The following is a 15,119-nucleotide window of genomic DNA, read 5'->3' on the forward strand; positions in this document are numbered from 1 at the left end:
CCTCTTTCTCAGAAGTTTTTCTCCGGCGGCGCAGTCTCCTGTGCCTCTCAACCCGCTTCCCGTTGCCGGTGTTCCGTGTCGATGGAGGCGCATTATAGGGATCCCGTTTCAGAGCACAACCCTTTTTTTGGATCTTTTATCTGAACGGTTATAAATGATCCAGATTGATGAGATCGCCAGCGATCCAGGCCAGAATTGGCTTGTCAGCTGCCTGAAATCGCATCAGGCTGCATTGAAAACAGAACAAAGGAGAACATGATGACTTCCGCCCTACGTCCATATAAAGACCTTTTCCCGCAAACCGGCCAGCGCGTTATGGTCGATCCAAGCAGTGTTGTGGTCGGTGATGTCATAATGGAGGACGACGTGAGCATCTGGCCGCTGGTTGCGATCAGGGGTGATGTGAATCAGGTCCGCATTGGTGCCCGTACTAATGTACAGGACGGCAGCGTTCTGCACGTTACGCATAAATCAGCGTCTAACCCGCAAGGCTTCCCTCTTATTATTGGCGAGGATGTCACGGTCGGGCATAAAGCGATGTTGCACGGCTGTACCATTGGCGATCGCGTGCTGGTCGGAATGGGATCGATTCTGCTTGATGGCGTAATAGTAGAAGAAGAGGTGATGATTGGTGCCGGAAGTCTGGTGCCGCCAGGTAAAAGACTGGAGAGCGGCTATCTCTATCTGGGTAGTCCGGTCAGGCAGATCAGGCCGCTGAATGACAATGAGAAGGAAGGTTTACGCTATTCTGCTAATAATTATGTCGCCTGGAAAGATGATTACCTGGCGGGAGATAACCAGATCCAGCCCTGAGCATCAATATTATCCTGACGGATAGCCGCTTCAGCCTCATCTTCCAGATCCCAGCGATGGTGCTGAAACAGCGCCATCGCCTCCCCTTCACCAAAACGTGAAGCCAGCGACTTCCTGCTGATTGCACAGGTCAGCCGCATGCCGTTGACCAGCACCGGGAAACAGACCGCGTTCAGTTCAGCATTATAGGTTTCATCATCAGGAAACTGTATCGCCTGATTCATGGCTGCATGGCCTGTTTAAGCTGGGTAATCACCGGCGCGATTTCCGGCATCACACCGTGCCACAGATAGAAGGCATGAGCAGCCTGCCCCACCAGCATGCCCAAACCATCTGCCAGATGAGCCGTGCCCTGCGCCTGACACCAGCGAAGGAAAGGCGTCAGCCCGATTTGATAAAACATGTCATAACAGCGCACATCAGCATGAATGACTGCTGCAGGTAAAGGAGGGGTTTCGCCATTCACACCGCTTGATGTCGCATTAATGATCAGATCAAAGTGCTGATCTGTCAGCTGCTCAAAACCACATGAGCGGATAGTGCCGCTCGCTGCAAACAGGCCAGCCAGCTCTTCCGCCCGCGCGGCGGTACGGTTAACAACAGTGAGTGTCACGCCTGCTGAGAGAAGCGGCAGAATGACCCCACGTGCAGCACCACCCGCCCCCACCAGCAATACCTTGTCACCAGCGTTGATCATCTTCAGCCGTTCAAGATCGCTTAACAGCCCGATACCATCCGTGTTGTCACCCAGGATCTGCCCATCGCTGAGTTTTTTCACCGTGTTTACCGCGCCGGACAGGGCTGCACGTTCGCTGAGCTGATCGGCAAATTCCCATGCCTGCTGTTTAAAAGGTAACGTCACGTTGGCGCCACGGCCTCCCTGTTCGAAAAAGGCAGAGAGCGCCTGAGGAAAACCATCTATCGGGGCACAAATCCGACCATAGCGATGTTCAATGCCCGTCTGTTCAGCGAAAGCCTGATGGATCAGCGGAGATTTACTGTGGTTGATCGGATTACCGAAAACGGCGAATTGATCCATGAATTAGCCCTGACGTATAAGTTCGCCGCTGATGACATCGCGGATTTCAGAGGGATTGAGCCGCCCACCCGTTTTTCCCGACAGAACCGGGAACTGCTCACCAAACTGCTGCTTCACTTCTTCAGCCGTTCGGCAGGGAGGCAGGCCTGACAGATTTGCACTGGTTGAGACCAGCGGTTTACCAAATGCGCGGCAAAGGGCCTGCACATCAGGATGGTCACTGACGCGAATGGCCAGTGAATCAAACTGTCCGGTAAGCCAGCGAGGCGTTTGTGGCGGAACGGGTACGACAAAGGTCACCGGGCCGGGCCAGCATGCAAACATCCGCTCACGTTGTATCACAGACAGTTCCCGAGCGGAGATGTAAGGTTCCAGCTGGGTGTAATCAGCCGCAATCAGGATAAGCCCCTTTTCTACCGGACGCTGTTTCAGCGCCAGTAAAGCCATGACGGCAGATTCACTGTCAGGGTCACAGCCCAGACCAAATACGGCTTCAGTAGGATAGGCGATGACCGCCTGTCGATTCAGCTGCTCTAAGCAGGTTTCAAGTGAATCGGCGAGGTGTTGATTTTCCATGGTCTATGAATTCTCTTCAGCAATGGCTTTGCCACAACTTTTACTGGCGCAAAAGCGTTTGATCCCTTGGGCCGTCTTTTTTTCAACTAATAGCGGATACTGGCAATAAGGACAGATTCCGGCAACGGGTGTCAGATTCACAACAAACTGGCAGGCTGGATAGCGGTCGCAGGAGTGAAACGTTTTGCCGTAACGGGAGCGCCGCTGAACTAACCGGCCTTCATGGCACTGTGGACAGGCCAGCGAGGTTTCATCCGGTTTGTCGATGGTTTCGGTGTATCCGCATTCCGGATAGAGGCTACAGCCAATGAACATGCCAAATCGCCCCTGCCGCAACACTTTATCCGCACCGCATTCGGGACAGGCGTGGCCTTCCAGCACTTTGACCACATGACCATCGGCCTGACCCTTTAAGGGTCGAATGTAGTCGCATGCCGGGTAGTTCGCGCAGCCCAGAAAAGGACCGTGTTTACCGGAGCGGATAACCAGTTCTGCCCCGCAAGCGGGGCAGGGATCCTGTTTACGCACGGTGAAGAGTGCAGCTTTACTCATAGCGATCAATGCATGAAAGGAAATTTAATGCAGCATACCTTCATTGGCGTCGAATAGCAGTTCTTCCATCTGCTGATAGGCATTTTCACATCCGGGAATGTTGAACAACACCATCAGTACCACCCATTTGAGATCCTCCAGGTCAAACTCAGAGGTATCCAGCGCCATAATGCGTTCGATGACCATTTCACGCGTTTCCAGGTTCAGCACCTGAATCTGCTCCAGGAACAGAAGGAAACCACGGCTGTCAGCATCTAAACGTTTGCTCTCTTCATCGGTATAAATACGCATGGAGAGCGGATCATTTGTCAGTAAAATTGGCGCAACCAGTCCTTCCTGATAGTCAGCCAATCTTTCTAACCAGTTCAGCGCACTGTAAATATCTTCACGATGGAACCCGGCATCCGTCAGGTCGTCTGTCAATCTGTCCTGATCAACACCCATTTCTGCTTCGTTGTGGATATATGTCTCAAACAAATACATCAGTACGTCGAACATGGCATGCCCTCCTCAATCGGACATAGCCGCCGGGTACAGCTGCGATCCATCCTGCTAACTCCAGTTCCAGCAACTGAGCTGAGATAACTGGCACAGATTGGCCGGCACGTTCAGCGACAACGTCAACAGGTGTAACATCATCACCTACGTTAGCCAACACATCAGCAAATGGCAATGGAGCATCGTCACTCACCTCAGAATAAATTTCACCGGCCGGTGTCATCGGCAGCCAGTTAAGTGCACTAGCCAGATCTTCCACGATGTTATGGGGATGGGCCACCAGCAGCGCCCCCTGCTGAATCAGCCAGTTTACGCCTTCGCTTAACGGGTTACCGAGCGCGCCAGGTAAGGCATAGACATTACGATTTTGCTCCAGCCCATACCGCGCCGTTACCAGGGAACCACTCTTCAGCGAGGCTTCTACCACCAGCACCCCATGGCTCAGGCCGCTGATGATACGATTACGGCGCGGAAAATTAAGCGGATGCGGCAGGGTCGTCAGCGGAAACTCAGAAACCACCGCCCCACCCTGTTCAACGATCTCTGCGGCAAGATGGGCATGATTGCTGGGATAGAGCTGCTGCAATCCACTACCTAACACGGCCACCGTTTTACCGCCCACGTTGAGTGCTGCCTGATGCGCAACACCATCAATACCCCTTGCCAGTCCGCTGGTAATGGTCAGACCGCTGAGGCTTAAGTGCTGGGTAAACCAGTCGCACCAGTAGCGGCCATAGTGTGAACAGTTTCGGCTGCCCACCACCGCTAACTGTGGTGTGCTGATAAGCGCAGGATCGCCATCAATATAGAGCAGCGGCGGAAAGCGGTTGGTTTCTTTAAGACGGGCAGGATAGGCCGCGTCCAGAGCAGTCACCAGATGATGAGCCGGGCTCTGAGCCAGCCAGGAATAGACTTCTGTAAGATTTTTTTCATTATAATCATCATATTGCTGGCACTGGCTCTCATCTAAGCCAAGCCGGATAAGCTGCTCCCTGTCTGCCTGTCCGGCACCTATTTGCTGCGCCACATCAACCCAGCGTTTTCCTGTCATTCCAGTGACGGCGGCCAGCCGTACAGACTGCGCTATTTTGTCCATCTTCAGCTCCCTGATCGCCCTTGCTTCCTGCCGCAGAATGCTGTCAATCAGGCCTCGAAAAGTCTACAATATAAGGTAGTAATCTTTTCTTAACCGAATACAGATCTGGATATTTATGTCAGTTTTGCAGGTATTACATTTCCCTGACGAGCGTCTTCGCAAAGTTGCTGCGCCCGTTAAAGAAGTTAACGCAGACATTCAGCGTATCGTTGATGATATGTTCGAGACGATGTATGCCGAAGAAGGTATCGGTCTTGCGGCTACGCAGGTCGATATTCATCAGCGCATTATCGTGATTGACGTCTCTGAAAGTCGTGAAGAGCGTTTAGTGCTGATTAACCCTGAGCTGCTGGAAAAAAGTGGTGAAACCGGCATTGAAGAGGGTTGCCTCTCTATTCCGGAACAGCGCGCATTTGTTCCGCGTGCCGAGCGGGTAAAGGTCCGTGCACTGGATCGCGAGGGTAAAAGTTTCGAACTGGAAGCCAGCGAGTTACTGGCCATCTGTATCCAGCATGAGATCGATCATCTGGAAGGCAAACTGTTTATCGATTATCTGTCGCCTTTAAAGCGGCAACGGATCAAAAATAAATTAGAGAAACTGGCGCGTCAGAACGCGCAGGCTTCCTGAGATCTTAATAAGGGATAAACGTGTCTGCCCCGCTAAAAATCATCTTTGCTGGCACACCTGACTTTGCAGCGCGTCATCTTGACGCGCTGCTTGCTTCTGAACATCAGGTTATCGCCGTATTCACCCAACCCGACCGTCCTGCTGGTCGCGGTAACAAATTAACGCCAGGCCCGGTCAAAACGCTGGCGATGGCACATGACATTCCGGTTTATCAGCCTAAGTCACTGCGACCTGAAGAAAATCAGCAACTGGTTGCTGACCTCAAGGCCGATGTGATGGTGGTTGTAGCCTACGGATTAATTCTGCCCAAGGCCGTGCTTGATATGCCACGTCTGGGATGCATCAATGTCCATGGCTCACTGCTGCCACGCTGGCGCGGAGCTGCGCCTATTCAACGTGCGCTCTGGGCTGGCGACAGCGAAACCGGCGTGACCATCATGCAGATGGACGTGGGACTGGATACCGGCGATATGCTGCATAAGCTGGCCTGTCCGATTACTGCCCAGGATACCAGTGCCACGCTGTATGACAAGCTGGCACAGCTTGGCCCACAGGGGCTGCTGGATACGCTGACATTACTGACCACTCAGCAGGCTTCACCTGAAAAACAGGATGAAACGCTGGCCAACTATGCTGAGAAACTCAGTAAAGAGGAGGCACGTCTTGACTGGACACTCTCTGCAGAACAGCTTGAGCGTTGTATTCGCGCTTTTAACCCGTGGCCGATGAGCTTTTTCACCATTGAAGATCAGCCGGTTAAAGTCTGGCAGGCAAGCGTTCTGCCCCACAGCGATCGTGCGCCTGGTGAAATTATCCATGCTGACAAGCATGGCATCCAGGTGGCGACGGCTCAGGGCGTACTGAACCTGCTCCAGTTGCAGCCCGCCGGTAAAAAACCGATGTCGGCTCAGGATCTTCTCAACTCGCGCCGGGAATGGTTTGAACCTGGAACCCTTCTGGACTGACTCTCAGGCCCGGTCCCTCACCGGGCCTTTTGTTTGATGACAAAACCCTATGACTAAATCTATCAACCTGCGTAGCCTCTCGGCTCAACTTATTGAGCGTGTGGTCGACAAGGGCGAATCCCTGAATACGGCATTGCCAGCCGCCCAGAAAAAGCTCTCTGACAAAGATAGCGCATTAGTGCAGGAGATCTGTTTTGGCGTATTGCGCACATTACCGCAGCTGGAAGCGCTGATTGGCAAACTGATGGAGCGTCCACTTACCGGCAAACAGCGGGTTCTGCACTATCTGATCATGGTCGGGCTTTATCAGCTGGAATATACCCGTGTGCCTGCCCATGCCGCACTGGCAGAAACCGTCGCGGGCGCCGAAGTACTGAAGCGCACCAGTATGAAAGGCTTATTAAATGGCGTATTACGCCAGTTTCAGCGTCAGCGGGAAGAGCTGCTCGCCACTGTTCAGGATGGCCCGCAACGCTATCTGCATCCGGGATGGCTGCTAAAGCGTTTACAGCACGCCTGGCCGGAACAATGGCAACAGATTGTCGAAGCAAATAATCTGCGTCCGCCGATGTGGCTGCGGGTTAATCGCCAGCACCACGATCGTGACACGTGGCTGGCTATGCTGGCCGAAAGCGGCAGGAATGCACAGCCTGCTGTCGATGTGCCGGATGCGCTGCGGCTTGACGCCCCTGCCCCGGTCAGCCAGCTACCAGGCTTTGATCAGGGTTGGGTTACCGTGCAGGATTTATCTGCTCAGCGCTGTGCCTTGCTGCTTGAGCCCCAAAACGGCGAACAGATTCTGGATTTATGCGCTGCGCCCGGCGGTAAAACGACCCATATCCTTGAAATCGCGCCTCAGGCCGAAGTTATGGCCGTCGACGTGGATGCGCAGCGTCTTAAACGCGTAAATGAGAATCTGCAGCGACTGGGTATGAAAGCAGACGTGAAACAGGGTGATGGACGAACGCCGCAACAGTGGTGCGGCGATCGTCAGTTTGACCGTATTCTGCTGGATGCGCCCTGCTCTGCTACCGGTGTGATCCGACGCCATCCCGATATTAAGTGGCTGCGTCGCGATCGGGATATCGCCGAGCTGGCAAAGCTTCAGGGTGAAATTCTTGATGCTATCTGGCCGCACCTGAAACCTGGCGGTACACTGATTTATGCCACCTGCTCCATCCTGCCTGAAGAGAATCATCAGCAGATAGATGCTTTCCTGCAGCGCCAGCATGATGCGCAGGCTGAGCCCCTCGGAGATGCGCCCGCGAACGGCTTACAGGTATTCCCGGAAGCCGAGGGCGGAGATGGTTTCTTCTACGCTAAGCTGATAAAAAAATCGGGTACAAACTGAAATGAGTATTGATAAGCGATGAAAATAATCATTCTGGGCGCAGGACAGGTTGGCGGAACCCTGGCAGAAAATCTGGTGGGTGAAAACAACGATATCACGGTGGTTGATACCGACTCTTCACGCCTGCGTCACCTGCAGGATAAGTTCGATCTTCGCGTCGTGCAGGGTCATGGTTCTCATCCACGCATTTTACGTGAGGCGGGTGCAGAAGATGCCGACATGCTGGTTGCCGTAACCAACTCCGATGAAACCAACATGATTGCCTGTCAGATTGCTTATTCGCTTTTCAATACGCCGAATCGCATCGCCCGTATTCGCGCAGCCGACTATCTGCGTGATGCGGACAAGTTATTTATTCCTGAAGCGGTGCCTATCGATCACCTGATCTCGCCTGAACAGCTGGTGATCGACAATATCTATCGTTTAATCCAGTACCCTGGCGCATTGCAGGTCGTCAACTTTGCTGAAGGCAAAGTCAGCCTCGCCGTGGTGAAAGCTTATTATGGCGGGCCACTGGTAGGAAATCCGCTGTCGATCATGCGTGAGCATATGCCACACATTGATACCCGCGTAGCCGCTATATTTCGTCAGGATCGCCCCATTCGCCCGCAGGGTTCAACCATCGTAGAAGCGGGTGATGAAGTCTTTTTCATTGCAGCCAGTCAGAACATTCGTGCGGTAATGAGTGAAATGCAGCGGCTGGAGAAACCTTATAAACGGATTATGCTGGTAGGTGGCGGTAATATCGGTTTCGGTCTGGCACAAAAACTTGAGAAAAATTACAGCGTGAAGCTGATTGAACGTAACCCCCAGCGCGCAGCAGAACTGGCAGAGCATCTTCACGACACAGTCGTCTTTTATGGCGATGCGTCAGATCAGGAACTTCTCGCTGAAGAACATGTTGATCAGGTTGATCTCTTTATCGCCGTCACCAATGATGATGAAGCCAATATTATGTCAGCCATGCTGGCAAAAAAGATGGGGGCGAAGAAGGTTATGGTGCTGATTCAGCGCCGCGCCTACGTCGATCTGGTACAAGGCAGCGTTATCGATATCGCTATTTCACCTCAGCAGGCCACGATTTCTGCCCTGCTGGGTCATGTGCGCAAAGCGGATATCGTGGGCGTTTCATCGCTACGACGCGGTATTGCAGAAGCGATCGAAGCGATAGCGCACGGAGACGAATCAACTTCACGCGTGGTCGGCCGCTCCATTGATGATATCAAACTACCGCCAGGCACCATTATTGGCGCAGTGGTTCGTGGAGACGATGTGATGATTGCCAATGATAACCTGCGAATTGAACAAGGTGATCATGTCATCATGTTCCTGACCGACAAGAAGTTTGTATCAGATGTGGAACGTCTCTTCCAGCCGAGTCCATTTTTCCTGTAAATGCCGCGTTTATAGGCGAACAGAACACAAGGAATGCAAAACTGCCGCTTAATTCGCTGTGTTGATGGCAAAACCAGTAGGGTTTGTTAGACTTTATGGCATTGGCTTGGGCAAGGAGATAAGTATGAGTTTAATCAAAGAGTTTCGCGATTTCGCAATGCGCGGCAATGTGATGGATTTAGCCGTCGGTGTCATCATCGGTGCTGCATTCGGTAAAATTGTTTCATCGTTAGTCGCCAACATCATTATGCCGCCTTTAGGCTTACTGATTGGTGGTGTCGATTTTAAATCATTCGCCTGGGTACTTAAGCCTGCAGTTGGTGATGCTCCAGCCGTTGTAATGCAGTACGGTATCTTCCTTCAGACCATCTTCGATTTCGTCATCATCGCTTTCGCAATCTTTATGGCGATCAAGTTAATGAATCGTCTGTACAAGAAAAAGGAAGTAGAGAAGCCAGTGGCTAAACCGTCAAACGAAGAAGTTCTGCTGACTGAAATCCGCGATCTGCTGAAACAGCAGAATACCCGGGTCTAGTTAATAAGCCGCCGCACAGGCGGTTTTTTTAACCGTAAAAGCAGAAGGGCAGTGATAAGACGCTTTCTTATCACTGCCCTCCCATCCAGTCCCCTTGCCATGTTTCTCTTTCCGCTTAAAACTACCTTTACCCTTTTGCTTCTGCTCGATGCGTTGCCGAAATAGCGGGTCGTGTAACAGAGCCTGAATCGCGTTATCGCGGATTTGCCCTTTGGTGTGCTGATATTTACTCATGACGCCTCCTGTTGAGATGGTCTGATACTCTATTCCTTTGCAGCAAAATAACAATATGCTTATTTGCTCGAAGCCTCTCCCCGCTCCAGCGCCTCAAGAATTGAGCACGAAATGCTACTGTGACTGTCACCACAACAGGCATCGGAAAGGTGTCGCAGAGAACGCTGCATCGTTTCTAATTCTGCGATCATCTGAGCAACTTCGCTCAGCCGTTTTTCAACGATCGCTTTTGATTCCTGACAGGTGTGGTGCGCAGGATCAACCCGGATCGAAAGTAGCTCTCTGATCGCTTCCAGACTGAAACCCAGTTTACGACCATAACGAATAAATTTCAGACGCTGAAGATCGCCCTCGCTGTAAAGGCGAAAACCACCTTCCGTCCGACCATCATGATCCATCATCTGCTGCTTTTCATAAAAACGGATAGTGTCTGGCGTCACCTCCGCAAGCTTAGCTAACTGACCGATGCGAAACATTTACTCCTCCTCGCGGAAACGATGCTGAATAGCAGTGGAATAACTGCCATGGAGAAAATCGGTACTGATACCCGCCTGGCGTAATCTTAGCTCCAGCACCTGAAGCCGATGGCAATGATCCTGATAATTTTGATCCGCAGGATCGAGGTTGCGAATAAGATCGTTAACTTCCATGGCTTCACGTCTGAGCTCAAGCTCCGGCGGCAGAAAGCCCGCATTTTTCAGTAAACGGTAGCCCGCTCTTAACTCAGGCGGAACATGACTGTCATCATCCAGCTGCAGCGGCTTACCAGAGCCGGGAAGATTACTCAGCTCGCCTTTTTCCAGCGCCGCTTTGATGTGCTGTTCAGCAAGTTCATCAACCAGCCACATAGTTAGCTCCTTTGAACATGAAAAGAGTAAGCTCTAAGGTAGTAAATTTCAGGCAATAAAAAACCCGCCGAAGCGGGTTTTTTACGTTGCTACAGATTACTCTGCGGCTGCTTCTGCTTGAGCTTCTGGACGATCAACCAGCTCGATGTAAGCCATCGGAGCGTTGTCACCAGCACGGAAGCCACACTTCAGAATACGAGTGTAACCACCGGCACGGCTCGCGAAACGCGGGCCCAGCTCATTAAACAGTTTTGCCACGATCTCGTTATCACGAGTACGGGCGAATGCCAGACGACGATTAGCTACGCTGTCGGTCTTGGCAAGAGTAATCAGCGGCTCAACTACGCGACGCAGTTCTTTGGCTTTCGGCAGAGTCGTTTTGATGATCTCATGACGAACCAGAGAACCGGCCATGTTGCGGAACATAGCCTGACGATGGCTGCTGTTGCGGTTCAGTTGACGACCACTCTTACGATGGCGCATGACCTTATCCTTCTCAGTGAAACCTTAACCTGTGATCTGATTATTCATCAGCAATGCTTGCTGGCGGCCAGTTCTCGAGGCGCATGCCCAGAGAAAGACCACGCGAAGCCAGCACATCTTTAATCTCGGTAAGAGATTTTTTACCAAGGTTAGGCGTTTTAAGCAGCTCAACCTCGGTACGCTGTACCAGATCACCGATGTAGTGGATAGCTTCTGCCTTAAGGCAGTTAGCAGAGCGGACAGTCAATTCCAGATCGTCAACAGGGCGCAGCAGGATCGGATCGAATTCTGGTTTCTCTTCTTTAACTTCCGGCTGACGTACATCACGTAAGTCAACGAAAGCTTCAAGTTGTTCTGCCAGAATGGTTGCCGCACGACGAATCGCCTCTTCAGGATCGATTGTGCCGTTGGTTTCCATTTCGATGACCAGCTTGTCCAGGTCGGTGCGCTGCTCTACACGCGCTGCTTCAACATTGTAGGCGATACGGTCTACAGGGCTGTAGCAAGCGTCAACTAACAGGCGGCCGATTGGGCGCTCATCTTCTTCCGAATGAATTCGGGCAGAAGCCGGCACATAGCCACGACCACGCTGAACTTTGATACGCATGCTGATAGCAGCGTTCTCATCGGTCAGATGGCAAATGACATGCTGAGGCTTGACGATTTCGACATCACCATCATGGGTAATGTCGGCTGCAGTCACAGGGCCAATGCCAGATTTATTCAAGGTCAGAATAACTTCATCTTTCCCCTGAACTCTTACCGCCAGCCCTTTCAGGTTGAGCAGGATTTCCAGGATATCTTCCTGTACTCCCTCTTTGGTGCTGTACTCATGAAGTACACCATCAATTTCAACCTCGGTCACCGCGCAACCCGGCATGGATGAAAGCAGAATACGGCGCAGTGCGTTACCAAGAGTATGGCCAAAGCCACGCTCTAAAGGCTCAAGGGTCACCTTGGCGTGCGTCGAACTCACTTGCTCGATATCTACCAGGCGCGGTTTTAGAAACTCTGTCACAGAACCCTGCATTGTGTCCTCTCTTTGGTACTAAGCCTTACTTGGAGTAAAGCTCGACGATCAGGTGTTCGTTAATGTCCGCAGACAGATCAGTACGTTCAGGAATACGCTTGAACACACCTTCCATCTTAGTCGCATCAACTTCCAGCCAGGTTGGCTTTTCACGCTGCTCAGCCAGCTCCAGAGCGGCCTTCACGCGAGATTGCTTTTTGGCTTTCTCACGGATGCTAACGACATCATTCGGAGATACCTGATAAGAAGCGATGTTAACAACGCGGCCATTTACCAGAACAGACTTATGGCTGACCAGCTGACGTGCTTCTGCACGAGTGGCACCAAAGCCCATACGATAAACTACGTTGTCCAGACGACCTTCCAGCAGAGCCAACAGGTTTTCACCGGTGTTGCCTTTCAGACGAGCTGCTTCTTTATAATAGTTACGGAACTGACGCTCCAGCACGCCGTAGATACGACGAACTTTTTGCTTTTCACGTAACTGACCGCCGTAATCAGACAGACGCGGTTTACGCGCACCATGCTGACCAGGGGCTTGTTCAATCTTACACTTGGAATCAATCGCGCGAACGCCAGACTTAAGGAATAAGTCAGTGCCCTCACGACGGCTCAGCTTGAGCTTAGGACCCAAATATCTTGCCATTTTCTTTCTCCAACTATCCTAAAAAAACGGGCGTTATACGCGACGTTTTTTCGGCGGACGACAACCGTTATGAGGGATCGGAGTCACATCAGTAATATTAGTGATGCGGAAACCAGCGGCGTTCAAAGCACGAATCGTAGATTCGCGACCTGGACCCGGACCCTTTACCATAACTTCCAGGTTCTTAATTCCGTAATCTTTTACCGCTTCTGCACAGCGCTCTGCAGCGACCTGAGCAGCAAACGGAGTGGATTTACGTGAACCGCGGAAACCGGAACCACCGGCGGTTGCCCAACCCAGTGCGTTACCCTGACGATCAGTAATGGTAACGATGGTGTTGTTAAAAGAAGCATGGACATGAGCCACGCCATCTGAGACTTGTTTTCTTACACGCTTACGTGCACGAACTGGTGCCTTTGCCATTATTTACTCACCCCGATTATTTCTTGATCGGTTTACGCGGACCCTTACGGGTACGTGCGTTGGTCTTAGTACGCTGACCGCGAACCGGAAGACCACGACGATGGCGCAAACCACGGTAGCAACCAAGGTCCATAAGACGCTTGATGCTCAGGGTGATTTCACGGCGCAGATCACCTTCTACAACGAATTTCGCAACTGCATCACGCAGCTGATCAATTTGTTCTTCAGACAGCTCACTGATCTTAACATTTTCAGCAATACCCGTTGAAGCGCAGATGGCTTTAGAACGAGTTTTACCGATACCGAAGATCGAAGTTAATGCGATAACGGTATGTTTTTGATCAGGAATGTTAATGCCTGCTATACGGGCCACTATGCACTCCTATAATTAAACAAGCACGTCCCATGCTGAAAAGCCCGTTTTCAGGATACTCAAATGGAAACGCACTGACATACAAAAGATTGGCTGGCTAATCTAGCCAGCTCAACCCGACTTTGCAAGAAAAATATGTGACAAAATCAGCCTTGGCGCTGTTTATGCTTTGGCTCGGCGCTGCAGATCACACGGACGACACCGTCGCGACGAATGATTTTGCAGTTACGACATAATCTCTTGACGGAAGCACGAACTTTCATTTTTACTCTCCGTAACTTCTCAACCAACTGAATTAACGGCCGTAGCCTTTCAGGTTAGCTTTCTTCAGTGCCGACTCGTACTGACTTGACATCATCAGAGTTTGCACTTGAGCCATAAAGTCCATGATGACGACAACTACGATAAGCAGTGAAGTACCGCCAAAGTAGAAGGGAACCTTCATCGCATCACGCATGAACTCCGGGATAAGGCAGATAAACGTAATGTAGAGAGCGCCGATTAAGGTCAATCGCGTCATTACTTTATCAATATACTTCGCCGTTTGCTCTCCCGGACGAATTCCCGGTACGAATGCACCAGACTTCTTCAGGTTATCTGCTGTTTCACGTGGGTTGAAAACCAACGCCGTATAGAAGAAACAGAAGAAGATGATTGCAGTCGCATAGAGTAGCACATAAAGCGGCTGTCCTGGCTGCAAATACAGCGAAATTGTTGTCAGCCAGTTCCAACCGGTACCGCCCCCAAACCACGATGCAATCGTTGCCGGGAACAGAATAATGCTGGAAGCAAAGATGGCTGGAATGACGCCTGCCATGTTCACTTTCAACGGTAAATGTGTGCTCTGTGCAGCGTAAACGCGACGACCTTGCTGACGTTTTGCGTAGTTCACCACAATGCGGCGTTGACCACGTTCAACAAAGATAACAAAGAAGGTCACTGCGAATACGAGTACTGCAACCAACAGCAACAGAAGGAAGTGCAGGTCGCCTTGCCGCGCTTGCTCGATGGTATGGCCAATGGCCGGCGGGAGACCCGCAACGATACCTGCGAAGATAATGATCGAAATACCGTTACCGATACCACGCTCAGTAATCTGTTCGCCCAGCCACATCAGGAACATCGTTCCTGAGACCAGACTCACAACAGCGGTAAAGTAGAAAGCAAAGCCTGGATTCATTACCAGGCCTTGCATCCCTGGCATATTCGGCAGACCGGTAGCAATACCGATCGACTGAAATATGGCCAATACCAACGTACCGTATCGGGTGTACTGGCTAATCTTACGACGGCCAGCCTCCCCTTCTTTCTTAATTTCCGCTAACGCTGGATGAACCACCGTTAATAACTGGATGATAATCGATGCCGAAATATACGGCATGATGCCCAGTGCGAAAATAGAAGCACGGCTCAGAGCACCACCAGAGAACATGTTAAACATTTCAATGATGGTGCCACGCTGTTGCTCAAGCAGTTTGGCAAGTACAGTGGCATCAATACCAGGGATTGGAATAAAAGAGCCAATACGGAAGACAATGAGTGCGCCGATTACAAACAGCAGTCTGCGTTTCAGCTCACCAAAGCCACCCTTGGCACTTTGAAAATCTAATCCCGGTTGTTTAGCCATCTGCTAC

The 15,119-nt window shown here is 51.4% G+C and carries 22 protein-coding genes; 6 read left to right on the top strand and 16 right to left on the bottom strand.

Annotated elements, in window-relative coordinates; genetic code table 11:
• Positions 1-258 precede the first annotated feature (258 nt).
• Positions 259-813 (top strand): gamma carbonic anhydrase family protein, encoded by a 555-nt coding sequence (locus ACK13D_RS15965; protein ID WP_010671596.1) that lies wholly within the window; start codon positions 259-261, stop codon positions 811-813.
• Here the strand turns inward: ACK13D_RS15965 and ACK13D_RS15970 are convergent.
• From ACK13D_RS15970 to dprA, 6 genes are read right to left on the bottom strand one after another with little or no spacing between them, the layout of a single operon-like run.
• Positions 780-1,037, bottom strand: a complete 258-nt coding sequence (locus ACK13D_RS15970; protein ID WP_010252729.1) for a DUF1488 family protein — start codon at positions 1,035-1,037, stop codon at positions 780-782. The two genes, ACK13D_RS15965 and ACK13D_RS15970, sit on opposite strands and share 34 nt — an antisense overlap.
• Positions 1,034-1,852 carry a shikimate dehydrogenase gene (gene aroE / locus ACK13D_RS15975; RefSeq protein ID WP_307594703.1) on the bottom strand — a complete coding sequence of 273 codons (819 nt, stop codon included), beginning with the start codon at positions 1,850-1,852 and terminating at the stop codon, positions 1,034-1,036. The genes ACK13D_RS15970 and aroE overlap by 4 nt, the downstream gene beginning before the upstream one ends.
• 3 nt (positions 1,853-1,855) lie before the next feature.
• Positions 1,856-2,428 (bottom strand): L-threonylcarbamoyladenylate synthase type 1 TsaC, encoded by a 573-nt coding sequence (gene tsaC / locus ACK13D_RS15980; RefSeq protein ID WP_010252735.1) that lies wholly within the window; start codon positions 2,426-2,428, stop codon positions 1,856-1,858.
• A 3-nt stretch (positions 2,429-2,431) separates the two neighbouring features.
• Positions 2,432-2,980 carry a DNA topoisomerase family protein gene (locus ACK13D_RS15985; RefSeq protein WP_010252738.1) on the bottom strand — a complete coding sequence of 183 codons (549 nt, stop codon included), beginning with the start codon at positions 2,978-2,980 and terminating at the stop codon, positions 2,432-2,434.
• Positions 2,981-3,004: 24 nt separating this feature from the next.
• Complete coding sequence (gene smg / locus ACK13D_RS15990; RefSeq protein WP_010252741.1) at positions 3,005-3,478, bottom strand: DUF494 family protein Smg; 474 nt, start codon at positions 3,476-3,478, stop codon at positions 3,005-3,007.
• Complete coding sequence (gene dprA / locus ACK13D_RS15995) at positions 3,450-4,574, bottom strand: DNA-protecting protein DprA (protein WP_264353468.1); 1,125 nt, start codon at positions 4,572-4,574, stop codon at positions 3,450-3,452. The genes smg and dprA overlap by 29 nt, the downstream gene beginning before the upstream one ends.
• A 115-nt stretch (positions 4,575-4,689) precedes the next feature.
• Here dprA and def point away from each other — a divergent pair, with 115 nt between their 5' ends.
• From def to mscL, 5 genes are all read left to right on the top strand, one after another.
• Complete coding sequence (gene def, locus ACK13D_RS16000) at positions 4,690-5,202, top strand: peptide deformylase (RefSeq protein ID WP_010252747.1); 513 nt, start codon at positions 4,690-4,692, stop codon at positions 5,200-5,202.
• Between the two features lie 20 nt (positions 5,203-5,222).
• Positions 5,223-6,167, top strand: a complete 945-nt coding sequence (fmt, locus tag ACK13D_RS16005) for a methionyl-tRNA formyltransferase (protein WP_031593733.1) — start codon at positions 5,223-5,225, stop codon at positions 6,165-6,167.
• A gap of 49 nt (positions 6,168-6,216) precedes the next feature.
• A complete protein-coding gene (gene rsmB, locus ACK13D_RS16010; RefSeq protein WP_033768376.1) occupies positions 6,217-7,518 on the top strand; it encodes a 16S rRNA (cytosine(967)-C(5))-methyltransferase RsmB in 1,302 nt (433 codons plus the stop codon).
• Between the two features lie 18 nt (positions 7,519-7,536).
• Complete coding sequence (gene trkA / locus ACK13D_RS16015; protein WP_010252756.1) at positions 7,537-8,913, top strand: Trk system potassium transporter TrkA; 1,377 nt, start codon at positions 7,537-7,539, stop codon at positions 8,911-8,913.
• A gap of 124 nt (positions 8,914-9,037) precedes the next feature.
• Positions 9,038-9,448: a large-conductance mechanosensitive channel protein MscL gene (gene mscL / locus ACK13D_RS16020; RefSeq protein WP_022625142.1), complete on the top strand. Its 411-nt coding sequence runs from the start codon at positions 9,038-9,040 to the stop codon at positions 9,446-9,448.
• On the opposite strand, the gene ACK13D_RS16025 is transcribed toward mscL, so the two are convergent.
• From ACK13D_RS16025 to secY, 10 genes are all read right to left on the bottom strand, one after another.
• A complete protein-coding gene (locus tag ACK13D_RS16025) occupies positions 9,449-9,682 on the bottom strand; it encodes an alternative ribosome-rescue factor A (RefSeq protein ID WP_010252762.1) in 234 nt (77 codons plus the stop codon).
• Between the two features lie 59 nt (positions 9,683-9,741).
• Entirely contained in the window at positions 9,742-10,158 is a 417-nt protein-coding gene (gene zntR / locus ACK13D_RS16030; RefSeq protein ID WP_010252765.1) for a Zn(2+)-responsive transcriptional regulator, read from the bottom strand.
• Positions 10,159-10,530, bottom strand: a complete 372-nt coding sequence (locus tag ACK13D_RS16035; protein ID WP_010252768.1) for a DnaJ family domain-containing protein — start codon at positions 10,528-10,530, stop codon at positions 10,159-10,161.
• A gap of 96 nt (positions 10,531-10,626) precedes the next feature.
• On the bottom strand, positions 10,627-11,013 hold the full coding sequence (rplQ, locus tag ACK13D_RS16040) for a 50S ribosomal protein L17 (protein ID WP_003850180.1): 387 nt from the start codon (positions 11,011-11,013) through the stop codon (positions 10,627-10,629).
• Positions 11,014-11,053: 40 nt separating this feature from the next.
• Entirely contained in the window at positions 11,054-12,043 is a 990-nt protein-coding gene (locus tag ACK13D_RS16045; protein WP_003850179.1) for a DNA-directed RNA polymerase subunit alpha, read from the bottom strand.
• A gap of 25 nt (positions 12,044-12,068) precedes the next feature.
• Complete coding sequence (gene rpsD, locus ACK13D_RS16050) at positions 12,069-12,689, bottom strand: 30S ribosomal protein S4 (RefSeq protein WP_008927131.1); 621 nt, start codon at positions 12,687-12,689, stop codon at positions 12,069-12,071.
• A 33-nt stretch (positions 12,690-12,722) separates the two neighbouring features.
• Entirely contained in the window at positions 12,723-13,112 is a 390-nt protein-coding gene (rpsK, locus tag ACK13D_RS16055; protein ID WP_004160563.1) for a 30S ribosomal protein S11, read from the bottom strand.
• A 16-nt stretch (positions 13,113-13,128) separates the two neighbouring features.
• Positions 13,129-13,485 carry a 30S ribosomal protein S13 gene (gene rpsM / locus ACK13D_RS16060; RefSeq protein ID WP_003850176.1) on the bottom strand — a complete coding sequence of 119 codons (357 nt, stop codon included), beginning with the start codon at positions 13,483-13,485 and terminating at the stop codon, positions 13,129-13,131.
• Positions 13,486-13,631: 146 nt separating this feature from the next.
• Complete coding sequence (rpmJ, locus tag ACK13D_RS16065) at positions 13,632-13,748, bottom strand: 50S ribosomal protein L36 (protein WP_010252805.1); 117 nt, start codon at positions 13,746-13,748, stop codon at positions 13,632-13,634.
• A gap of 32 nt (positions 13,749-13,780) precedes the next feature.
• Positions 13,781-15,112 carry a preprotein translocase subunit SecY gene (gene secY, locus ACK13D_RS16070; RefSeq protein WP_003850175.1) on the bottom strand — a complete coding sequence of 444 codons (1,332 nt, stop codon included), beginning with the start codon at positions 15,110-15,112 and terminating at the stop codon, positions 13,781-13,783.
• Between the last annotated feature and the right edge of the window lie 7 nt (positions 15,113-15,119).

It is taken from the genome of Pantoea sp. K16, from assembly GCF_048452805.1.
Lineage (GTDB): Bacteria > Pseudomonadota > Gammaproteobacteria > Enterobacterales > Enterobacteriaceae > Pantoea > Pantoea agglomerans.